Origin of the sequence: Bacillus testis (genome assembly GCF_001243895.1) — a bacterium.
GTDB lineage: Bacteria > Bacillota > Bacilli > Bacillales > DSM-1321 > Bacillus_AD > Bacillus_AD testis.
The window spans coordinates 1,116,503-1,139,551 of the sequence record NZ_LN851186.1; the positions used below are offsets into that span (position 1 = coordinate 1,116,503).

The 23,049-nt window shown below is 41.9% G+C and carries 16 protein-coding genes; 12 read left to right on the top strand and 4 right to left on the bottom strand.

The annotated features are described in order from the left end of the window. Nucleotides 1-80 precede the first annotated feature (80 nt). The 9 genes from xylE (at nt 81) to BN1765_RS06145 (ending at nt 12,799) form a co-directional block, all read left to right on the top strand. On the top strand, nt 81-1,472 hold the full coding sequence (gene xylE / locus BN1765_RS06105) for a D-xylose transporter XylE (RefSeq protein WP_050614274.1): 1,392 nt from the start codon (nt 81-83) through the stop codon (nt 1,470-1,472). Nucleotides 1,473-1,614: 142 nt separating this feature from the next. Further along, a complete protein-coding gene (xylA, locus tag BN1765_RS06110) occupies nt 1,615-2,940 on the top strand; it encodes a xylose isomerase (protein ID WP_050614275.1) in 1,326 nt (441 codons plus the stop codon). A gap of 112 nt (nt 2,941-3,052) precedes the next feature. Further along, nucleotides 3,053-4,552, top strand: coding sequence for a xylulokinase (gene xylB / locus BN1765_RS06115; protein ID WP_050614276.1), 1,500 nt, complete (start codon nt 3,053-3,055; stop codon nt 4,550-4,552). Nucleotides 4,553-4,629: 77 nt separating this feature from the next. Beyond that, entirely contained in the window at nt 4,630-5,676 is a 1,047-nt protein-coding gene (locus BN1765_RS06120) for an aldose epimerase family protein (protein ID WP_050614277.1), read from the top strand. A 490-nt stretch (nt 5,677-6,166) separates the two neighbouring features. Further along, the gene (locus BN1765_RS06125) at nt 6,167-7,759 is read left to right on the top strand and encodes a long-chain-fatty-acid--CoA ligase (RefSeq protein WP_050614278.1); all 1,593 of its coding nucleotides are present in this window, start codon (nt 6,167-6,169) and stop codon (nt 7,757-7,759) included. Between the two features lie 182 nt (nt 7,760-7,941). Beyond that, complete coding sequence (locus tag BN1765_RS06130; RefSeq protein WP_050616689.1) at nt 7,942-9,123, top strand: DUF418 domain-containing protein; 1,182 nt, start codon at nt 7,942-7,944, stop codon at nt 9,121-9,123. A 114-nt stretch (nt 9,124-9,237) separates the two neighbouring features. Next, nucleotides 9,238-10,137: a fumarylacetoacetate hydrolase family protein gene (locus BN1765_RS06135; RefSeq protein ID WP_050614279.1), complete on the top strand. Its 900-nt coding sequence runs from the start codon at nt 9,238-9,240 to the stop codon at nt 10,135-10,137. A 168-nt stretch (nt 10,138-10,305) separates the two neighbouring features. Next, nucleotides 10,306-10,668, top strand: a complete 363-nt coding sequence (locus BN1765_RS06140; protein ID WP_050614280.1) for a DUF1516 family protein — start codon at nt 10,306-10,308, stop codon at nt 10,666-10,668. Between the two features lie 148 nt (nt 10,669-10,816). Beyond that, nucleotides 10,817-12,799, top strand: coding sequence for a sensor domain-containing protein (locus BN1765_RS06145; RefSeq protein ID WP_050614281.1), 1,983 nt, complete (start codon nt 10,817-10,819; stop codon nt 12,797-12,799). A 141-nt stretch (nt 12,800-12,940) separates the two neighbouring features. Here the strand turns inward: BN1765_RS06145 and BN1765_RS06150 are convergent, their stop codons facing one another. Together BN1765_RS06150 and BN1765_RS06155 are read right to left on the bottom strand one after the other, a co-directional pair. Further along, the gene (locus BN1765_RS06150; protein WP_050614282.1) at nt 12,941-13,129 is read right to left on the bottom strand and encodes a DUF4017 family protein; all 189 of its coding nucleotides are present in this window, start codon (nt 13,127-13,129) and stop codon (nt 12,941-12,943) included. An 820-nt stretch (nt 13,130-13,949) separates the two neighbouring features. Then, nucleotides 13,950-14,516: a DUF2777 domain-containing protein gene (locus tag BN1765_RS06155; protein WP_050614283.1), complete on the bottom strand. Its 567-nt coding sequence runs from the start codon at nt 14,514-14,516 to the stop codon at nt 13,950-13,952. A gap of 266 nt (nt 14,517-14,782) precedes the next feature. Here BN1765_RS06155 and asnB point away from each other — a divergent pair, with 266 nt between their 5' ends. Further along, nucleotides 14,783-16,633: an asparagine synthase (glutamine-hydrolyzing) gene (asnB, locus tag BN1765_RS06160; RefSeq protein ID WP_050614284.1), complete on the top strand. Its 1,851-nt coding sequence runs from the start codon at nt 14,783-14,785 to the stop codon at nt 16,631-16,633. A gap of 73 nt (nt 16,634-16,706) precedes the next feature. Here asnB and BN1765_RS06165 read toward each other — a convergent pair whose 3' ends face one another. After that, a complete protein-coding gene (locus BN1765_RS06165; protein ID WP_050614285.1) occupies nt 16,707-18,071 on the bottom strand; it encodes an MATE family efflux transporter in 1,365 nt (454 codons plus the stop codon). Nucleotides 18,072-18,581: 510 nt separating this feature from the next. Between BN1765_RS06165 and BN1765_RS06170 the strand changes: the two genes are divergently transcribed. Then, nucleotides 18,582-20,111 (top strand): alpha-amylase family glycosyl hydrolase, encoded by a 1,530-nt coding sequence (locus BN1765_RS06170; RefSeq protein WP_050614286.1) that lies wholly within the window; start codon nt 18,582-18,584, stop codon nt 20,109-20,111. Nucleotides 20,112-20,254: 143 nt separating this feature from the next. Continuing rightward, nucleotides 20,255-21,916 (top strand): glycoside hydrolase family 13 protein, encoded by a 1,662-nt coding sequence (locus BN1765_RS06175; RefSeq protein ID WP_050614287.1) that lies wholly within the window; start codon nt 20,255-20,257, stop codon nt 21,914-21,916. Between the two features lie 199 nt (nt 21,917-22,115). Here BN1765_RS06175 and BN1765_RS06180 read toward each other — a convergent pair whose 3' ends face one another. After that, on the bottom strand, nt 22,116-22,976 hold the full coding sequence (locus BN1765_RS06180; RefSeq protein ID WP_050614288.1) for an SDR family oxidoreductase: 861 nt from the start codon (nt 22,974-22,976) through the stop codon (nt 22,116-22,118). Between the last annotated feature and the right edge of the window lie 73 nt (nt 22,977-23,049).

Here is a 23,049-nt window from a genome sequence, read left to right on the forward strand (position 1 = left end):
TAAGGATCAATAAAATAGGGGAGGGGAGAGAAGCAGGTTTTCGTTTATTCATATATACTGCGAAAGCTGACTTCACTATTATGAATGCTAAGAGAAATGTATTCTATCTCATGACCATTACTTTAGTAGCCACATTAGGAGGATTACTCTTTGGATACGATACGGCTGTCATTTCTGGGGCCGAAAAATCGTTGGAAGCATATTTTATAAAACCTTTAGATTTAAGCTCCTTTATTCATGGGATGACAACATCCAGTGCTTTAATCGGATGCATTATCGGAGGGATCATTTCAGGAATATTCGCCACAAAGCTTGGGCGAAAGCAATCTCTAATCATTGCGGCGGCCCTTTTTATTGTCTCAGCTTTGGGTTCAGCATATCCAGAGTTTTTATTTTTTGAAAAAGGGCATCCGACGATTGCTTTATTACTTATGTTCAACTTTTATCGGATTATTGGGGGAATCGGTGTCGGACTCGCTTCAGCCATCGTGCCGATTTATATTGGCGAAATTGCGCCGTCTGATATACGTGGTAAACTGGTTTCCTTTAACCAATTTGCGATTATTCTGGGGATGCTTGTGGTTTACTTTGTTAACTACTCGATCGCCCATGGGCAATCGGTGGAGTGGATCAATGATATAGGCTGGAGATATATGTTTGCTTCAGGAGCGATTCCGGCTCTTTTATTTGGATTATTATTGCTCTTTGTACCAGAAACACCCCGTTATCTTGTGCAAAAAAATCAAGACGGCAAGGCTTTATCCATCTTAGGGAAAATCAATGGTTCTGCCGAAGCCAACAAGATATTGAAGGAAATTAAGCAAACGTTAACCGTTTCTACCGGCAAATTATTTTCGTATGGCAAAGTTGTTATAGTTGTTGGCATATTATTATCGGTGTTTCAGCAATTTGTTGGAATCAATGTGGTTCTTTATTACGCTCCCCGTATCTTTGAAAGTATGGGTGCCGCAAAGGATGCATCCTTCTTGCAGACAATTGTCATGGGTATTGTGAATGTAGTCTTTACTGTTGTGGCCATTATGACAGTTGATAAATGGGGTAGAAAACCACTATTGATCGTCGGCTCAATCGGTATGGCCATTGGGATGTTCGGAATAGGCAGCATGGCTTTTGTCAATTCGATTGGTATTGGCACACTATTATTCATGATCATATTTACGGCTTCCTTTATGATGTCTTGGGGACCAATTTGCTGGGTGTTAATTTCGGAAATTTTCCCAAATAAAATACGGGGCCAAGCTGTAGCAATTGCAGTAGCTGCCCAATGGGCGGCCAACTATTTCATTTCTTCTACTTATCCTGCAATGATGGAATACAGCAGTGGATTAACCTATGTATTTTATGGAGTAATGAGCGTGCTCTCTGCTATTTTTGTATGGAAAATGGTTCCTGAAACGAAAGGAAAAAGCCTGGAGGAAATGGAATCTGTGTGGAAGAAGGATATTGCGTAACATTGCATGCGTTACTTTTCGCTTTTTATATACGAAACTAGTTAATAAAAAAACTTAGTTAATTCATTATACAAACTAAGTAAGAAGTGCTAGAATCTAATTTAGAAAGATTTGAAAACGATTTCTACAATAGGAGGACATTATGAGCTATTTCAAAAATATCGACCAAATCAAATATGAAGGATCACATTCTCAAAATCCGCTTGCATTTAAATATTATAATCCAGAAGAAGTAATTAACGGACAAACAATGGAAGAGTTGTTGCGTTTTGCGGTTTCCTACTGGCATACTTTTACCGCTGAGGGAACAGATCCATTCGGCCAAGGAACGATGGTTCGCCCATATAATCATTTTTCAGGAATGGATCTTGCAAAAGCCCGTGTTGAAGCATCTTTTGAGTTTTTTGAAAAAATGAATGTACCTTACTTTTGTTTTCATGATGTGGATGTTGCCCCTGAAGGAAGCAGCCTAGCTGAAACTAATAAAAACTTAGATGTAATCGTTTCCATGATAAAAGATTACTTGAAGACAAGTAAAACAAAGCTACTTTGGAATACAGCCAATATGTTCTCAAACCCTCGCTGGTTGCACGGCGCTGCCACTGCTCCGAATGCGGATGTTTTCGCTTATGCGGCAGCAAAAGTGAAAAAGGGATTGGAAGTCGGCAAAGAACTGGGCGCAGAAAATTACGTATTCTGGGGTGGCCGAGAAGGCTATGAAACATTATTAAATACGGATATGAAATTGGAACAAGATAATCTGGCACGCCTCTTCCATATGGCTATTGATTATGCAAAAGAGATACATTTCAATGCCCAATTCTTAATAGAGCCTAAACCTAAGGAGCCTACAAAACACCAATATGATTTTGATGTAGCGACAGGCCTGGCATTCCTGCAAAAATACGATTTGGCAGACCATTTTAAATTCAATATTGAAGCAAACCACGCAACGCTTGCAGGCCACACATTTGAACATGAATTATGCGTAGCCCGAATCAATGGAATGCTTGGTTCCGTCGATGCGAACCAGGGAGATCCATTGCTAGGATGGGATACAGATGAGTTCCCGACCGATTTATATTCCACTACATTGGCTATGTATGAAATCCTTAAAAATGGAGGGCTTGGAGCTGGTGGGCTTAACTTTGACGCGAAAGTTCGCCGTGGATCTTTTGAACCGGAAGATTTGTTCTATGCCCACATCGCTGGAATGGATAGTTTTGCCGTAGGCGCTAAAGTGGCGCAAAAATTGCTTGACGATAAGGTTCTTGAGGATTTCATCGATCAACGCTACAGTTCATATAAAGAAGGAATTGGCCTTGAAATCGTTGAAGGCAAAACCGATTTGCGCAAATTGGAAACATACGCCCTTGGATTAGACGATATTAAAAATGAATCTGGCAGACAAGAGCAATTAAAAGCTATTGTGAATCAGTATTTATTAGATGTGAACGGCAGCAAGTAAAGAAGGATGCTGGTTGATTATTGATTGATTAAAGTTACACTTTATGGGAATGTGCTGGATTCATTTAATGGAACCAGCACATTTTCTCTACTGTTGAAAGGGTGGGTAAATATTGAAGCATGTCATCGGAGTAGATATAGGTACAAGTGCTGTAAAAGTTGTCTTGATGAATCAGCTTGGGGAACTATGCCAAGAAATCACAAAGCCTTATCCGCTTATTCAGGAAAAGTCCGGTTATAGCGAGCAGAATCCAGAAGATTGGTTTACCCAGACTACTATGGCGATCAAAGAATTGGTGAGTGGCATTTCTGAATCCGCTTCCATAGAAGGGATTAGTTTTTCGGGACAAATGCACGGACTTGTCTTATTGGATGAAGAACGCCAAGTATTAAGGAATGCCATTTTATGGAATGATACCCGGACAACTGAACAATGCAAACAAATATATGAATTAGTCGGCAAAGACAAATTGCTGGAAATCACGAAGAATCCTGCCCTTGAAGGGTTTACATTACCCAAATTGCTATGGGTCAAGCAATATGAACCTGACATCTTCCAGAAAGCGGCGACTTTCCTGCTTCCTAAAGATTATGTCAGTTTTAGAATGACCGGGCATATATACAGTGAATATTCAGATGCAGCCGGAACATTGCTGTTGGATATCCGCAAAAAAGAATGGAGCCAAGAGATTTGTGATGCTGTTGGCATCGATATCTCGCTGTGTCCGCCTTTGATTGAATCGCATGAATGTGCAGGGGCAATCACGAAAGAATTTGCAGAGGCAACGGGGCTGAGCGAAGGAGTCAAGGTGTTTGCCGGAGGAGCGGACAATGCTTGCGGCGCTTTAGGCTCCAATATCCTCCAAGAAGGAAAAACACTTTGCAGCATAGGCACATCGGGAGTTGTTCTTTCTTATGAAGACAGCAACAGCCTTGACTTTGAAGGAAAGGTCCATTACTTCAACCATGCCCAGCAGAATGCTTATTATACCATGGGTGTTACACTGTCTGCAGGGCATAGTTTGCAGTGGTTTAAGAATACATTCGCTGGTGATGAAGACTTTGATTCGTTGCTTGCCGGTGTGGAAAATGTTCCGGTAGGAGCCAATGGCCTTCTTTTCACGCCTTATTTGGCGGGAGAAAGAACACCTCATGCGGATTCTGTGATTCGTGCCAGTTTTATAGGCATGGACAGTTCGCATAAACGGATTGATTTTATCCGTTCCGTTATTGAAGGAATCACCTTTTCACTCAATGAATCTATAGAGATCTTTCGGGAAAACGGCAAGAAGATCGACACGGTCGTTTCAATCGGGGGCGGGGCAAAAAATAAAGCTTGGCTGCAGATACAAGCCGATATTTTTAATGCGACAATCGTGAAGTTATCGAGCGAACAAGGGCCTGCTGTGGGAGCTGCGATGATTGCCGCATATGGGTGCAAGTGGTTTGAATCGTTGGAAGAGTGCGCTGAGGTATTTTGCTCATCTGGAACGCAATATCAACCGATCCCGGAAAATGTGGAGAAATACAAACAGTTATTCCCTATATATAAGCAAGTCTATCAACAAACAAAAGAGTTGAATGCAGCGCTTCAAAGCTTCCGTAAACGATAAACGGGGTTCATCTATTAAAAAAAGCGGATCTCCTCTTCTTTGCCAGAGATTCCCCCATAAAAAAGAAAGGAGAAAACATGTCTATAACAAAAGTGTTGTATGGAAAAGTGAATCAAGAAAATATTTATCAATATACATTGGCCAATAGGAATGGTATCCAAGTATCATGCATCAATTATGGCTGCATTATTACCAGAATGCTTATACCTGACCGCAATGGTGTTGCAGAAAATATTGTGCTTGGCTTTGATGATATCGAGGACTACGTGGAAAGAAATACGCCTTATTTAGGCGGTGTGGCAGGAAGGGTTGCAGGCAGGATTAAAAACGGAAATTTCAAGTTGGAAGGAATCGATTACGAATTGGCCCAAAATGATAATCACCATCATCTGCATGGAGGGCCGACCGGTTTTATCACCAGGGTGTGGGATGCTGAGACAGAGGAAACAGATGGCGAAGAAAGAATTGTTTTTTCACGTATCAGCCCTGATGGTGAAGAAGGCTACCCGGGAAAGGTCGATGTAAAGGTGATCTATGCGCTTAATGAGCAAAACCAATTTAGAATCATATACGAGGGTGTCTCTGATCAAACGACCATCCTAAATCTGACCAATCATTCCTATTTTAATTTAAGCGGTGATGCCAAATCAGATGTAGGAACACATTTTTTAAAGATTGACAGCGATCAATTTCTTGAACTGGATCATGAACTATTGCCTACGGGCCGTTTGTTGGACGTGGAAGGTACTCCTTTCGATTTCCGGGAAAAGCGCCGCATACAGGATGGAATAAAAGAGGACAATCCTCAGCTCTGTATAGCTGGAGGCTACGATCATCCATTTATACTAAACAGTCATTTTAATAAAGAGATTGTTTTGTATGAACCTGCCAGTGGACGGAAAATGAGAGTCGAAACGGATCAGCCGGCAGTCGTTGTCTATACAGCCAACTCTTTAACCGACGAGACAGTGGTTAACGGTCAAAAGGGGCATAAGCATATGGCTATATGCCTGGAAACCCAAGGGTATCCAGACGCCGTGCACCATCCGCATTTTCAATCGATTGTCTTGACTGAGGGGAATTCTTATAAGGCAGAAACCGTTTTTCATTTCAGCAGCGACTAAGGATTTGCTGATAAAATAATTCGCCTTATGACTACAGTTCTGAAAGGATATACGTTTTCTAATGGTACACAAGGAGATGGTGGTTGTTAGGGATAACAGTTATGATCTCTATACCTAAGCCTACAACAACGTTTACTTCTTGTATTGGTGATGTATGGCAGGATTAGTGAAGAAGGACAACCACAGTATGTGCCGGTAAGTGGTTTTTAAGAGTCTGCTGGAACCTAGACCAAGGTTATGGCAGGCTTTTTTTATGGCTATCCCTCTTTTTATTCTTCTTCTGAATGGTGCTCAATATGGGAGTGAAAACGAAGAAGTGTAAGTGGGAGACCAAGCGCCAGTAAGAATCCGATTGTCCAACTACTGATAGTTTGGGGATGAACCGAGTGCCAATCAACGTTTCACTTTGTAAAAAGAGTCTGTAGCAGATTGAATCAGTATGTTAAAATATAAAATATTCAGAATTTATTTTATATAAGGTGGGGAATCTATGAATGTACCATTAGTGTTAACGGATTTTTTAGATCGGGCAGTAACTCTGTTTGGAGATAAAAAGGCTATTTACTGTGATGACCGTGTATTTACATATGCCCAATTAAACGAACGGGTAAATGCGCTTTCTCATGGATTGCGCGGGCTTGGCGCCAAAAAAGGGGACAGGATCGCCTATCTCGCGCCGAATACAGTAGAAATGCTTGAGGGATTTTACGGCGTTTTCCAGCTGGGGGCAATCATGGTTCCGCTCAATACCCGGCTAAAGCCGGAAGATTATCTGTTTATCCTTAATCACAGTGAATCGAAAATACTATTGGTCGACCAAGATTTATATCCGCTTATCGAGCCGATTAAAGACCAACTGCAGAGTGTGGAGCATATTATCGTGCATTATAAGGAAGAATCCTGCCCGGAAATGGATTACGAGCAATGGCTCGCCGCCCAGTCCCGTGAAGCCTTCAGAAGGGAAGAGCTTTCGGAAGATGATGTTTGCTCCCTGCTTTACACGAGTGGGACGACCGGAGACCCTAAAGGTGTCATGTTGACGCACCGCAATAATTATTTGCATGCTTTTTCGACCATGCATCATTTGCGGGTATCCGACGCAGACACTTATTTGCATGTTTTGCCGATGTTTCATGTGAACGGATGGGGCGCTCCTTTTTACTACACCTTAAATGGATCAACACAAATATTCCTCAAGAAACCTACACCTGAAGCCATTTTCCAACTTATCCATAAACATGATGTGACGGTCATCCATATGGCGCCTACTGTCCTGAATTCCATCCTTCAGTATGCTGAACGTGAACAGCCGGCGTCCCACCATCCTCTTCGGCTTGTGATTGCTGGTTCGGCTCCTCCGGCTGCATTCATTGCCAAAGCAGAAAGTGAATTGGGATGGGAGTTCATCCAAGTATACGGGATGACTGAGTCTGCTCCTTTAAGCCTGGCGTCCATCATTCCAGCTGAATTGCAGCATTTGCCGGCGGAGGAAAAATACCGAATGAAGGCGAAAGCCGGGCGCCCGATGTGCGGTAGCAAAGTAATGGTCGTAAATGAGGAAGGCCGAGAAGTGGCGCGTGACGGACTTGAAATTGGCGAAGTTTTGACCAGGAGCCATGGAGTGATGAAAGGCTATTGGAAAAATGAAGAAGCCACCATGGCCGCTATCCGGAATGGATGGCTGCACACAGGAGATATGGCTACTGTCGATCAGTATGGCAATGTGGATATTGTTGATCGCAAGAAGGATGTTATTATTTCGGGAGGGGAGAATATTTCATCCATTGAGGTGGAAGGGAATCTGTATAATCACCCGGCAGTACTGGAAGCAGCCGTCATTGCCGCTCCCCATGAAAAATGGGGAGAGACACCGCATGCTTATGTAGTCGTGCGTCCAGGATTGACGGTGACTGCTGAAGAACTGATTTCCTTTTCGAGGGAATCACTTGCCCATTTCAAGGCTATAACCGGTGTAACATTCGTTGATGAACTCCCTAAGACCGCTTCCGGAAAAATACAAAAAGTCCAGCTAAGGAACGGTTACTGGAGCGAAAAAGGGAAATCCGGCCGCTTCGTTAACTGAATCGGGCAGCAGATTGTTTTTGGCAATGAGCGGCTTATACATCTGCAACAAGGGAGTGAGGAAAAAGAAAGTAAGTGGAAATCAAGCGCCAGTTAGAATTCGATTGGTTCAAGGGGACGAAAGAAAACCCTCACCGATTAATGTTTCACTTTAAAAAAAGAAAAAAGATAACGGGGTATCACATGGATTCCAGTTTTGGTTCAAACGGTGGAAATCGGATCATCGCCTTGGATATACTGAGGGGATTTGCCATTTTAGGGATATTCTTTGTCAATATCCCTTATTTCTTCACCCCTATTCTATATATAGATCCGCAGCATTTCTGGCAATCAGCCAATGACCGGATAGTCAATACAGCCGTAGATATTTTTGCCCAAGCCAGTTTTTATCCGCTATTTTCCTTTCTGTTTGGTTATGGGGCAGTGCTTATTGCCGAACGTAGTATGAAGAAGGGACAGCTTTTTCATCTTGTTTTTTTGAGGAGAATGCTACTTTTATTGATCATCGGTTTGATTCATGCTTTCTTGGTTTGGTATGGCGATATACTGATTACGTACAGCATTTGCGGATTTTTCCTTCTCTTATTCTATGGCCGAAGTGCCCGGACACTGTTGCGAACAGGGTGTATCATGTATATAGCCTTCTGGGGAGTGTTTATTGGCCTGACTGCGCTTTCTGAAATTTGGATTCAACCGGATTTATTCAACCTTATGGATCATCAAACAGAAGCACTGCAGGCACAAGCCCATTACAGTAGCGGAACCTTTAAGGAGATTTTCCGTCAACGGGTACATGACTGGAGTCTAAGCAACAATGTCGGCAGTTATTGGATATTGATTCTGAATATACTGCCTTTGATGCTGATCGGCGCAGGCTTCGCCAAGAAACGCTGGCTTGCGGAAGCCCATACGAATAAGAAGTTGTTTGCCCGCTTGCTGGTAGTTGGATTGATCGGGGGATTTAGCCTCAAATGCCTGCCTTATGTGTGGAAGAAATCTTATACAGCTTATATGATCCAAGATTTTATAGGAGGGCCTTTGGTGGGCTTGTTCTATCTTGCTTTGATCGTTTTGTTGCTGCAAAATGATCAAGCTAAAAGAGTATTGCATCCGTTTTCCTACACAGGGCGGCTATCTATCAGCAATTATCTTCTGCAATCTGTTTTTGCGAGTTTTTTATTTTACTCGTATGGGCTCGGTTTATACGGCAAGATTTCTTATACGGAGGGTGTAGGGATAGTAATCGCCTTTTACGGCCTGCAAGCGGCGGTAAGCAAATACTGGACGTCAAAATATAGGATGGGGCCTGTTGAATATGTGTGGCGTTGGGGAACCTACGGTAAAAAGCCTTTACTTAGAAAGTGAAGGGAATTGTTTTTTTCAATAGTCAGGCTATTATATTAGTAAAGGCAAACCTATTAAAAGAGCTTTTCGGATTATCTATTATTCATGTAAATCAGACAAAGGGAGGAAGTACGGATGAAATTAGCAACTGTAAAAAAAGACGGCGTTTCATTTGTCATCTGTGAAGACCGAACAGAAAAACTATTGCATTTAGCTCGTGCCAACAAAGAAAAGTATGGAGAAGACCACGCTTTTCCATCTTCGATGCTGGCGATCATTGACGGAGGAAAAGCAGAAATAGAGAGAATAAAAGAGTTGCAGTCTTATGCGGAAGGCAAACCGCATTTATTTTTGGATAAAGAAGAAGTTGTTTTTGAAGCGCCGATTCCCCGGCCGCGGAAAAATATTTTTTGCGTAGGTAAAAATTATAAAGACCATGCGATTGAGATGGGCAGCGAGGCGGATATTCCTGAACATATTATGCTCTTCACCAAAGCGCCTACAACCGTTATAGGCACTGGGGAAGCAATTCCTAATCATGCTAGTGTGACAGAGCAGCTGGATTACGAGGGAGAAGTGGCTGTTGTAATTGGCAAAACAGCGAAAGGGGTAAAGAGGGAAGCGGCAGAAGACTATATTTTTGGTTACACAATTATAAATGATGTGACAGCCCGTGATCTGCAGGCACGACATAAGCAATTCTTCATCGGTAAAAGCCTGGATGGCAGCTGCCCGATGGGACCGTATATTGTCCATAAATCAAGTATCCAACATCCTTTGAAGCTTCAGGTTCAGACGAAGGTAAATGGTGAATTGAGACAAAACGGCAATACCGGACAATTTATATTTTCCATTCCTGAAATGATTGAAACTCTGTCCAAGGGAATGACGTTGGAGCCTGGCGATATCATTGCCACAGGCACTCCGGCGGGGGTAGGCAAGGGATTCAAACCTCCAAGATTCCTAAACTCCGGCGATGAGATTGAAATAACGGTTGAGGGATTGGGAACGTTGGCCAATAAAGTGGAGTTTTGAGCAGTGGGGGTTTTAGCGCCACTTGGAATAGAATACATGAAGCAAATTGGAAGACCGGCGGAACAGCAGAGAGTTTGCCGGATTTTCGAAAAATATGGTAGTGTATTGATAGTATGGGAAATTTATCTATGTTATGATGTGATTAACTTGTGAAAAGGGGGGATTACTATGGGAACGGATTTTCATATAACAACTTGGGCATTGGCTATTATCTTGATGATTGTCGCAATTGTCCTGCTAAAAAAAGGGAACAATAAAGGGTTTAAGATTACACATATGATCGTTCGCGTGTTATACATATTGATCATTCTTTCCGGAGGATTGTTGATTTCTAAAGAAGGAACGCTGACAGGTGAGATATATGGGAAAATGATTCTCGGAATCATCGTAATCGGTCTGATTGAGATGATATTGGTGCGTTTGGGCAAAGGCAAGGGCATCACTGCAATGACCGTTATCTTTATCATTGCATTTTTAGCGGTGCTTGCTTTAGGATTTAGGCTTCCATTGGGAATTAATTTCCTCGCATAAGAAATTTTGCAAAGATAAATCTGAATATTTTATGAAAAAACCGCCAGAAAATATGGTGGTTTTTTCTATTTATTCAAAAAATATGCTTTTTTATGGTATTTTAATAATAGAATATACGTCAATAATGAACTAGCGGAGATAATTGATTATGGATAAAATTAATTATGTTTTTTCAGGGATTCCTGACCTCATTCAATACATCAACCAAAAAAAGTTATATGAGTTTCGCAATCTACTTGTTGAGGTATTCGCTGAGGAAGATGAATACGATATACTCAGAAGCATTATAGACGTATGCTATCGGCACTTGCCCCAGGCAACATTGGTAGGCTGCACGCCATATGGTTCAGCATCACAAGGCAAGCCGCTTAAAGAAGCAATCAGGCTTTCTTTTACGGTACAGATAGATACAGAAATGAATATCTCGGAGTTTGCAGCCAAGACTAGTAAACAGCAGAAACCGCAACAAACAGAAAAAATGATCAAAATATACAAAGCGCTGTTTGACCACAGCTTAGATTTAATCTATGTGATTGATAAAGAGGGGAAATTTACAGAAGTAAACGCCCATTTTCTAGAGTCGACCGGTTTGGAAGAACGCCAATTGATCGGCCAGGATAGCTTGAAATATGTAAATCAAAAGGATGTATGGCGCTTTAAGAAACGATTCTTGAAAGCGATGCAGGGCCATATCCAGACATACGAAACTTCATATGAAAGAGAAAAAGGAAAAAAACAGTATTATTCTATAAAGGAACTGCCTATTGTCATAGAGGGAGAAGTGGAGGGAATCGTCGGCATCGGCAGGAATATCACTGAACAAAAGCGGGTGGGGGAGCAGCTTTCACAACTATCTTACTATGATGCGCAAACGAATTTGCCCAATCGTGTGAAATTCAGCCAAGTTATGCATAAAATGATTCAGCGCAGCAAAAAGGAAAAAAGAGAGATGGCTGTTTTACTGATTGATATCGATCGCTTCCAAATAGTGAATGATAGCTTAGGGCATCATGCTGGCGATCTGATTTTAAAGGAGATTGCTTTAAGAATGCAGAGGGTCATTCCTGCGGATGGGTTCATGGGCCGGTTTGCGGGGGATGCCTTTTCCTTGCTTCTTCATGGAGATGTCTGCATAAAGAATGTGAATAAGGTCATTAAAAAGATTGCCAATGCAATTGGGGAACCGATTGTTTTTAATGATAAGGAGTTTTTTATGTCTGCAAGCATTGGGGTTAGCATGTTTCCAAATGATGGAGTTTCAGAAGGTGAATTGTTGAAAAATGCGGATATTGCTTTGAATAAACTGAAAAACCAGGGCGGCAATTCTTATATGTTCTATTGCAATGAAATGAATAAACAAGCAATAGAGAGATTAAAGCTTGAAGGCAGCTTACGCAAGGCAGTTATGAACGAGGAATTCCATTTATGCTATCAGCCCTTAGTAGATGTGAAGGCGGGCCGCATATATGGAAGTGAAGCGTTGATCAGGTGGAATCATCCTGAACAGGGAATCATATCTCCTGCCGACTTCATTCCTTTAGCGGAGGAAACAGGCTTGATAGTTGAAATTGGCACCTGGGTTTTGAAAAAAGCGTGCAAACAAAATAAAGAATGGCTGGATGCAGGATTTGGCGAACTAGTTATATCGGTGAATGTGTCCCCACTACAATTCCAGCAGCCCCTTTTTTATGAAATTGTCAAAGATGCCCTCAGGGAAAGCGGGTTGCCTCCCCAACTGCTGCATTTGGAATTGACAGAAAATAGTATGCTAGAAAACATGGAGTACAGCATAGGCATTATGGAAAAACTGCGCCAAATGGGTGTGAAAGTATCTATTGACGACTTTGGAACGGGTTATTCATCTTTGAGCTATCTCAAAAATCTGCCGATTGATTATTTGAAAATTGACCAGTCCTTTATCAACAATCTGAAAGAAGATTCCGAGGATATGGCAATTGTAAAGGCGATTATCATGATGGGGAGAGGGTTATCGCTCCGCGTGGTGGCTGAAGGAGTGGAAACAGAAAAGCAGCTATCCCTTCTTAAAGAGATGGATTGCCATTTTGCTCAGGGCTATTATATTGATAAGCCATTGACCGTTGAAGAATTTGAAAAGAAATTGAATGTTTAATTGGGTATTTAAAAGGCTGTTTTCATAGAATTTAAAACAATGTAGTGATCCTTATAGTTCGGTGGAAGTGAAAAATGAACTGCGATTACAGTCCATTCCGACGTTAGCTTATCAAAATTACTAAAAAAGTGTCTACCATTTTTAACAATGCGATTTTCTCTTATTCACATAATATGAAGCCAGGGTAACAATTAATAAAGTTGGCAGGGCATAAATTTGTCCAATCGTTAATTTCCATAGAATAGTATGATAACCTTCAGAAGCAGGAATGAAGACTGCTATTACACAAACAATGATATAGGCTATTAAAGGGGGAATCATTAACCTCATATGTTAATCTCCTTTCCCAAAAAACATATACATCTTTGGATCAACATTATTCGTTTTAACCCATAATGGCTGATTTTAATATATTTTTTTCCTTGTTTTACCATTATGCTAAGTTAGTTGTATAACATAAAAAGCCTTTAGAACGGTTTTAAAGAAGAATTCTCTAAGCAATCTAAAGACTTATCCCCGACAAGCATAAGAACCCTCTCTTTCGGAAACATGGTTTTCGTTTCCGAAAGAGAGGGGCTTATGGCTCGAGGGGGTGACCGGTGAAGCTAGACACATCGGTTCGTGCCTCACCTTGTTTTCTTTATCTTAAAGAGAAGGGCTCCAGTCCCTACGCTGCTAAACGGGTGTTCTCCGCTTTTCGTTGTGTCTAGCTCCAGACCTCCAGCGCCTAGCAAACTTCACCCTTTTCCCTACGATAAGTCAACATCAACTCACTACGTTCGCTGTGTTTCCTTTATCTCAAGAAAATCCCTCCAGTTTGTACGGCGCTAAACGACCGTTTCCGCTTTTCGTGGTGTCTAGCTCCGAACACCCAGCGGCTAGGGGACTTCACCCTTTTCTTCTACGATAAGTCAACATCGGTTCGTACCTCACCGTGTTTCCTTTATCTCAAAGAGAAAGGGCTCCAGTCCCTACGCCGCTAAACGGGTGTTCTCCGCTTTTCGTTGTCCAGCTGCAGTGACCAGGGACTAGCAAACTTCGGGCTTTTCTCTACGATAAGTCAACATCGGTTCGTGCCTCACCGTGTTTCCTTTATCTCAAGAAAATCCCTCCAGTTTGTACGTCCCTAAACGGTCACTTCCGCTTTTCGTTAGTTAGGGGAGAATTTTTCTATTACTATTCGTTTGCCTGTGTTTTGGGTGAATTCGAATCGGTCGTGTTCTTTTGTGCTATATACGAAATGGTGCTGGACGGAGCAGACGCATTGGCCGTTATCGAATGTGAAGAAGTTGACGCCGCTGCAGCTGCTTTTATCCCGTATGAATGTCAATTGGTTATATCCATAAATGCAATCATAAATGGAAAACGACATGGAATTGAGTGTCATGATGAATTGGAAGAAGGAGTCGTCGTTGATTTCCTCTAGTAAACGCTCGAACGAGTATAATAATTGTTTTTTTATTCGCACTTTTTCCTGGTGGCTGAGGAAGATCAGTTCCTTTTTGATACTAACGACTGCCACATCCGTTAAGATGCCCTTTCGCCACCTGTTGTTCCGGTTGATTTCGATTTCGCTATGGAGGAATTCCTCAAGTGGATATGCTTCGTCCGTTTCATCACTGAAAAATATCCATTGGTCATTTATACATTCAACGACGCCTGCCGTAAAGGATCTTGATTGATTCTTTATCAGCTCTGTTCTTTGTTGCTTATTCATTTTGTACCCTCCGACTGAAGAAAATGGCTCACCTACTTTTTTATAAAGTGTCAAACAAAATAGGCGGGAATTTATGCAGGTCTCTCTGTTAAAAGATTTTTTCCTGGGACATTAACACATCTTGCCCTTCTGCATAGGCTATTACACGTCTGAAAATAAATAAAAGCTGCGTTAATCTTTCTGTACATTCCGAATACATATGGAAATGGGGTACAGATGAAATACCAGTGATTGGTGGGGAGTACAGACAAGAAAGGGTGATCATTATGTGTGGAATCACTGGTTGGATCGATTTTTCACGTCATATGGCAGATGAAGAAGCGGTTGTAGCAGCTATGGGAGATACACTGCAGTTGCGCGGGCCTGATGAAAGTGCTGTCTGGAGTGATCGGCATGCTTGTTTTGCCCATAAGAGACTGACGGTGGTCGATCCTGAAGGCGGCAAACAGCCAATGACTATTGAACATGAAACAGGGACATATACACTTTGTTATAACGGTGAGCTGTACAATACCGAAGATGTGCGGAAATACTTGTTATTAAAAGGATATTCGTTTAAAGGTCATTCTGACACTGAAGTTCTGCTAACTTCTTATATAGAATGGAAAGAAAATGTCGTTGAACGGATAAATGGCATCTTTGCATTTGCTGTTTGGGACCACCAGCGGGAAGAACTTTTCATGGCGCGCGACAGACTTGGCGTTAAACCCCTTTTTTATAAGGAACAAGGCAAAGGAATGTTATTTGCTTCTGAGATCAAAGCGATCCTTGCACATCCGGAAATATCTGCCGAGTTGGATCGGGAAGGGCTATGCGAGTTGTTCGGATTGGGTCCCTCCCATTCTCCGGGATCTGGTGTCTTTAGAGGAATCAACGAACTGCGCCCGGCCCATGCAATGCGCCTTTCCCGCACAGGGATGAAAATATGGCGATATTGGGATGTAAAAAGTGGTGAGCATACAGATAGCTTAGAGCAAACAACGGAAAAGGTGCGGTATCTGGTCGAAGATGCCATCGTCCGCCAGCTTGTGTCAGATGTCCCTTTATGTACATTCTTGTCAGGAGGGATTGATTCCAGCGTGATCACTGCCATAGCTTCACGCCATTATAAAAAAGAGAATCTTCCTGCCCTCCATACGTATTCAATTGATTACCAGGACAATGAATTATACTTTCAAGACAATCATTTTCAACCCAGTAATGACGCACCGTGGATAGAGATGGTATCTAAAGCGCATGATACGGAGCACCATCGTTGTGTCATCTCACAGGAAATGCTGGTAGAGGGGCTTGAACAGGCAATGGCCGCCAAGGACTTGCCGGGCATGGCGGATATTGATTCATCGCTGTTATGGTTTTGTGAACGTGTAAAAGAGCGCTTTACAGTTAGTTTGTCTGGCGAGTGTGCAGACGAGATATTTGGCGGATACCCATGGTTTCATGACCCTTCAACAAAAAGTGAAGGGTTTCCTTGGATCCGTTCAACCTCGGAGAGATCCTTATTTCTAAAGGATCAATGGCGTGAGAGATTGAAGGTTGAAGAGTATGTAGCGGAAAAATATAGGCAAACCATGAAGGAGACGCCGCTATTGACAGGCGAAAATGCCGAGGAATCACGCAGGCGGCAGTTATTTTACAGTAATTTGCACTATTTCATGATCAATTTGCTCGAGCGTAAAGACAGAATGAGCATGGCGGCTTCTTTAGAAGTAAGGGTGCCGTTTGCCGATCATACTCTCGTTGAATATGTTTGGAATATTCCCTGGGAGATGAAAATGACGGGAAATTGTGAAAAAGGAATATTGCGAAAAGCGATGGAAGGCATTTTGCCCGAAGAGATCCTGTACCGAAAGAAAAGCCCGTACCCCAAAACCCATCATCCGATTTACCGCGATAAAGTAACTAGTCTTCTTCAGGACCGTGTCTCCAAAAAAAGCAGCGTTTTGCATGAATTCTTCAAAAAAGAACAGCTTCAGCAATTGATCGAATCAAAGGGATCCTCATTTCAGGTACCGTGGTACGGCCAATTAATGTCAGGACCGCAACTGCTGGCTCACTTGGCACAGTTGGATATGTGGTTTGAACGCTACAATGTGAATGTAATCGAGGCTATCTAAAGGATGGCTCGATCATAAAAATCTAATAGCTTTGTGAAAAAAGAACCCCGTACAACAATGGTACGGGGTTCTATCAGGATGCTTTGTTCTCTGCGAATTCTTCACTGGAGGTAAAGCCTTTTTTCATCCAAGCCCTTGATTTCCAACGATGAAGCATCAATAATCCACGAAGCCATTCATCAACAATGAAAGCAATCCATACACCGAATAATCCCCAGGCAAGTTTGATACCAAGGATATATGACAGGGTGACGCTGACGCCCCACATGGAGAGAATGCCTACTATAACAGGGTATCTGACATCACCGGTGGCGCGTAATGAGTTAATAATGACGATATTAAACGCCCTGCCCGGTTCCAGAATAATTGTCAACCAGATCAATAAGCTTCCGGCTATTAGGATATTTTGATTGTCTGTAAAAATGGACAGCAACGGTTTGCTGAAAATAGAGAATGTGAGAGCGCAAAGGAAAGAAATTAAGATTGCCATGCGCAAGCTTTTTAAACAGCGTGCATAAGCTTCTTCATATTTTCTGGCTCCGATTTGGTGTCCGACCATAATTTGCGTGCCCTGGGAAATGGCAATAGCAAATAGATAAATGAACATCATCAGGTTGGTTGTATATACTCTTGTTGTAAGGGCTTCAGTGCCCATCATTGTAATGAAGTAAGTAATCATCATTTGCGAACCATTATATGATAATTGCTCGCCTGCTGAAGGAATCCCAATCGCCAGCAGGTTTTTTAAATGCTGATACGGCATTCGGAATACGCCCAGAAAGTCAAGTTTATTCGGCACCCTCTTGACCAAAAGGATGAGAATGGCAATAAGGCCGAGCACCCTGCTGATGCTGGTAGAGATGGCTACACCTTTCACACCCAACACCGGTATGCCGAAAGGACCAAAGATAAACAAATAATTGCCGATAATATTTAGGGCATTCATGGCAATCGTTACATACATGGCGTCCTTGGTAAAGCCATAGCTTCGAAGAATGGCGCCTGCAGTCATAATCACAGCTTGTATGAAGGCCAGACCACCGACAATACTAAGATATGAATGCGCTTCTTCCATCAATTCAGCCGGCAAATCCATGAGATGAAGCAAGGTTTTGCTTGAGAAAAAGACAGTGATGCTCAAAATCAGGCCAAATGCAAAATTGGCGGCCAAGGATATGACGGATACTTCTGCAGCTGCCAGTGGATTTTTAGCCCCGAGATTTTGGGCGACCAATATGGCTGTACCTGTTGCGATAAATCCGAACATAACAATGACCAATGCAAGAATCTGATTGGAGACGCCAACAGCGGCCACTGAATTATCTGAGTAGAGGCTCAACATTAATGTATCCGCATTTCCCATAAGCATATGAAGGAAAAGCTCTACGAACAAGGGCCATGTCAGGGCAAACAAAGTTAATTGTTTAGGATTTTTCATACTATTTATGCGATCTCCTTATTTGGTAATATAAACTTTGATTTTGTGATTTTTATCCTGTTAATATTCCCGCTTCATATGGAAAGCGATGATGTGCAAGCGGGAGATCATGCACCCATAAGAATGATGGTTGGTTCAACCAACGTTTGCTAAGGGGGTGGAAAATCCCCGCCAATTAATCACACACATCTCTTCATGTTAATATGCCAAGATTGGCTTTTCAATGTGTAACTTTTGTCAATCGTATTGCTCGGACAAAAAGATATTGAAAAAAAGAGGAAAGCTAGTATAATGATGTAAAATGCAACCGTTTTCACATTGAATCATCGGTTTGTTGCAACAGATATATTTTATCATTGAATTATGTTGTGCAATCGTTTGCTTTATTACACGCTCCTCGCTTCCATCTATCCCCTTTTAGAACAATATATTGATTTACTGTTTGACGCTTCCAGTTGAAAACGATACTCTTAAAAGCGTAGACAACAAGCGATAGGGGGAGCTAATAAGGTGAACAAAAAGGTAATGATTCTGCTACTTATACTCTTTCTTTTTATGGGTGGCATGCCAGTGCATGCTTTGGAAAAGAAAGATCGAATTTGGGAGGATGAGAGCGTTTACCGCATAGTGATTGACCGATTTAATGATGCAAATTTAGAAAATAATAAGAATGTGGATGTAACAAAACAAGGGAAGTTTAATGGGGGAGATTTTGCAGGGATACAGAAGAAGTTGGATTACATAAAAGATATGGGATTTACAGTCATTTCCCTTTCACCCATTTTTGAAACGGAGAAGGATCGTTTTAATGACTACAGTATAGAAGATTTCTATAAAACAGAACAACATTATGGTAGTTTGCAGGAATTCAAGCAACTAGTGAAAGAGGCTCATAAAAAGAAATTAAAAGTAATGATTGAGATGCCGACACTTTCGGTTGGAAGGAACCATCCTTGGACGAAGGATCCAGGCAAAGCAGATTGGTTTGTGAAGGACCCAAAAGCGATTGGTGAAGATGGAAGCCTGGTGCAAGCCAGTTGGATCGATGGATTGCCGCGGCTGAATCAAGAAAAACCAGAGGTGCATTCATATCTTGTTAATGTGGCCAAGTGGTGGATCAAGAAATCGGATATTGATGGATTCTATATTCCTTTTGTGGAAGAAGTACCAGCTTCTTTATGGAAAGACTTCAATCAAGAAATGAAGAAAACGAAAAAAAATATGTATGTTGTTGGGATGGATGCCAGCGGAGATATGGCAAAAGCAGCTTCCTATCAACAAGCGGGCTTTGACGGCATGATAAATGTTTCATCTGTAAACGCTATCAGAAAAGCATTTGCTTCAAGTGATAACCGTTTAAAGTCTCCTCTCCAAGAAGTCCAAGTTGCCCAGAAATTATTCAAACAGCCTAGATTGAATGAAAATCTCATTGATGAGCTATTTACTACCCGGTTTACCCAAGATATCGTGCAATCTAAAAGAAATCCGGCAACAGCATGGAACCTGGCTTTAACGTACCTATACACGATTCCGGGCATACCTTCTATACTGTATGGCTCAGAAATTGCTGTGAATGGCGGCCGATATCCGGATAACGCACAGTTTATGGGATTCAAAGCGGATAAAGAAATTATTGACCATTTAACGAAGATTGGAAAACTAAGACAGGAATTGCCTGCCTTAACAAGAGGTACATTTTCTGTCCTTTATAATCAAGACGGCTTGGCCGTTTATAAAAGATCATATAAAAACGAAGTGATCGTGGTTGTAGTCAATAATTCCTCGAAAACAAAAAGAGTGACATTGACAAGCGAACAATTGGCGAAAAAGAAAGAACTTAGGGGTCTGTTGGCAGGGGATTTGGCCAGGGAGAAGAATGGCAAGTACCATATTGTCATCGAACGTGAGAAATCAGAAGTTTACGCACTGACAGACAAGACAGGCATTAATATGGGATTTATCGGTGCCATTATTGCTGTCTGGGTCGCATTTGCCATCTTTATCTTTTTCGTGATGAAGCGTTCTAAACGAAATCAGTAACGGTTGTGATAGATAGGCGCTATCTATTTTTGATTTGTTTCTGCTTCCGTTGATGGCTGGTCAAATGTAGAGCAAAGACTTCAGTATATCCGGTAAAGAAGCCTTTTTCGCAACAAACAAAAGGACAACGGAGGAATCAGGAAATGGAAAGAAAATGGTGGAAAGAAGCCGTATGCTATCAAATATATCCAAGAAGTTTCAAGGACAGTAATGGCGATGGCATTGGTGATTTGAATGGCATTTTGTCTAAGCTCGATTATCTTAAGGAGCTTGGGATCGATGTTCTATGGATTTGCCCTTTCTATTCTTCGCCAAACGCCGACAATGGATATGACATCAGTGATTATCAAAATATCATGCTTGAATTCGGCACGATGGAAGATTTTGACCGATTACTCGAGGAATGCCATCAACGAGAGATGAAAGTGATTCTTGACCTGGTGATCAATCATACAAGCGATGAGCATCCATGGTTTATTGAATCCCGATCTTCACGGGAATCGGAAAAACGGGACTGGTATATTTGGAGAGATGGGAAAAATGGACGGGAACCGAATAATTGGGAAAGTATCTTCTCTGGTTCAGCTTGGGAATGGGATCGGGAGACGAAAGCGTACTATATGCACCTATTCGCTGCAAAGCAGCCGGATCTGAATTGGGAAAACAAAGATGTCAGACAAGCCATCTATGAAATGATACGTTGGTGGCTGGATAAAGGAATAGACGGTTTTCGTGTGGATGCAATCAGCCATATTAAAAAGCGGCCAGGCCTTCCGGATATGCCAAATCCTGCTCATTTGGAATATGTTCCCGCTTTTGATATGCATACCAATCAGGAAGGCATCCATGAATTCCTTCAGGAAATGAAGAAGGAAACATTTGACCGTTATGATATCATGACGGTTGGCGAAGCGAATGGAGTCAGGATTGATCAAGCAAATGAGTGGGTCGGGGAAGAACAGGGCGCATTCAATATGATTTTCCAGTTTGAACATCTTGATCTATGGAGAAAAGAAGCTGCCAAAAATGTAGATGTCGTCGCCTTGAAAAAGACCTTGTCCAAGTGGCAAAAAGGGCTCGAAGGCGTAGGTTGGAACGCGTTATTCTTTGAAAATCATGATCAGCCCCGGAGTGTTTCGGTGTGGGGAAATGACGGGGAATATTGGAGTGAAAGCAGTAAAATGCTTGCTGCCTGCTATTTCTTTATGCAGGGAACACCATTCATCTATCAAGGCCAGGAGATTGGAATGACGAATGTACGATTCGAGAATATCAATGATTATGACGATATCGGCATGAAAAACTTATATGCCTTGGAAACAGCTAAAGGAAGAGAACCGCTTGAAATCATGGAGATCATTTGGCAAAGCGGGCGCGATAATTCCCGCACCCCTATGCAATGGAACAGTCAGCCGAATGCAGGTTTCACTTCAGGTACACCATGGATGAAAGTGAATCCAAATTATAAAAAGATCAATGTAGAAGCACAAAAAGCAGACGAGCATTCAATTTATCATTTCTATAAAAAAATGATCCAGCTGCGTAAAAAATACGATATTTTTATTTATGGCAGTTATGAATTATTAGCGGAAGATCATCCATCCATGTTTGTATATAAGCGGGCATTAGATGGTGAAACAGCTTATATCCTTTGCAATTTCAGCGACGAGGAAACGGTTTATAATATAGAAGATATGAAAGAGCCTGGCGTGGAACTTGTTCTTCATAACATGGCCGGCGGAGCTGCAAGGATTGATCATCATTTTGCGCCTTATGAAGCCCGTGTCTATCTGGAGAAAAAATAAAATAGAATCATATAAGTTACAATTCATACCAAAAGAGCAAGGATATTTTAATTGTCTAATTTCCTTGTTCTTTTTTAGTATGAAAGGATAATATGTTGATCACGCTTCTGGCAGAAAGATGATAAAAGCCCCATAAAAAGCAGATATCTACATTGCCTTTTATGGGGCTTGCTTTCATTTAGTATTCAGTTGCTTGCCTTTAACCGTTGACGACTTGTCCGCCGTTAACATGCAGAATTTGTCCGCTGACATAGGAAGAATCGTCGCTTGCCAAATAGACATAAGTAGCGCCTAATTCGGAAGGTTGTCCTCTTCGTCCGATTGGTGTATTGCCGCCATGTTGTTTCACCTGTTCAGCAGGGAATGTGGACGGAATAAGCGGAGTCCAGATAGGGCCCGGCGCAACGCCGTTGACGCGGATTCCTTTTCCGGCAATACTGTTTGATAGGGCTCTTGTGAAAGCCACAATCGCACCTTTTGTTGCTGAGTAATCGATTAATTCTGGATGGCCTTCATAGGCAGTGACGGATGTAGTATTGATGATAGTGGCTCCTTCTTTCATATGAGGAAGGGCTGCTTTGGCCATATAAAAATACCCGAAGAAATTGGTGCGGAATGTTTTTTCCATTTGTTCGGATGTGATATCCAGAAAGTTCTTTTGGACATGCTGTTCGCCGGCGTTATTCACTAAGATATCTAGTTTGCCGAATGTTTTAATAGTTTCATCGACAGATTTTTGGCAGAAAGACTCATCACCGACATCGCCGGCTAGGCATTCGCAGCGAACACCTTCTTGTTCCACTAGTTTCTTCGTTTCTTGTGCATCCTGATCTTCATCAAGATAAGTAAAGAAAATATCTGCACCTTCTTTCGCGAAGTAAACGGCTGCAGTACGGCCGATTCCGCTGTCTCCTCCTGTGATGAGGGCTGTCTTTCCTTTTAATTTGTCACTGCCTTTATAATTGGGGCGGACAACTTCGGGTAGTGGATCCATTTCTGATTGGATCCCTGGTTGGCGGTTTTGCTGTAAAGTGTTTGGTATTGGATTTTTTGTGCTCATAATACGTATACATCTCCTTTATTTCTTTTCAGTATTTAGCGCAACTTTATCCACATTTACAATAAGCAACTTC

Coding starts and splice junctions, on each gene's coding strand:
- BN1765_RS06180 (WP_050614288.1), bottom strand. CDS start 22,976: ATGAGCACAAAAAATCCAATACCAAACACTTTACAGCAAAACCGCCAA.
- BN1765_RS06125 (WP_050614278.1), top strand. CDS start 6,167: ATGAATGTACCATTAGTGTTAACGGATTTTTTAGATCGGGCAGTAACT.
- BN1765_RS06155 (WP_050614283.1), bottom strand. CDS start 14,516: ATGAATAAGCAACAAAGAACAGAGCTGATAAAGAATCAATCAAGATCC.
- BN1765_RS06165 (WP_050614285.1), bottom strand. CDS start 18,071: ATGAAAAATCCTAAACAATTAACTTTGTTTGCCCTGACATGGCCCTTG.
- BN1765_RS06145 (WP_050614281.1), top strand. CDS start 10,817: ATGGATAAAATTAATTATGTTTTTTCAGGGATTCCTGACCTCATTCAA.
- xylA (WP_050614275.1), top strand. CDS start 1,615: ATGAGCTATTTCAAAAATATCGACCAAATCAAATATGAAGGATCACAT.
- BN1765_RS06135 (WP_050614279.1), top strand. CDS start 9,238: ATGAAATTAGCAACTGTAAAAAAAGACGGCGTTTCATTTGTCATCTGT.
- xylE (WP_050614274.1), top strand. CDS start 81: ATGAATGCTAAGAGAAATGTATTCTATCTCATGACCATTACTTTAGTA.
- BN1765_RS06140 (WP_050614280.1), top strand. CDS start 10,306: ATGGGAACGGATTTTCATATAACAACTTGGGCATTGGCTATTATCTTG.
- BN1765_RS06130 (WP_050616689.1), top strand. CDS start 7,942: ATGGATTCCAGTTTTGGTTCAAACGGTGGAAATCGGATCATCGCCTTG.
- BN1765_RS06175 (WP_050614287.1), top strand. CDS start 20,255: ATGGAAAGAAAATGGTGGAAAGAAGCCGTATGCTATCAAATATATCCA.
- asnB (WP_050614284.1), top strand. CDS start 14,783: ATGTGTGGAATCACTGGTTGGATCGATTTTTCACGTCATATGGCAGAT.
- BN1765_RS06150 (WP_050614282.1), bottom strand. CDS start 13,129: ATGAGGTTAATGATTCCCCCTTTAATAGCCTATATCATTGTTTGTGTA.
- BN1765_RS06120 (WP_050614277.1), top strand. CDS start 4,630: ATGTCTATAACAAAAGTGTTGTATGGAAAAGTGAATCAAGAAAATATT.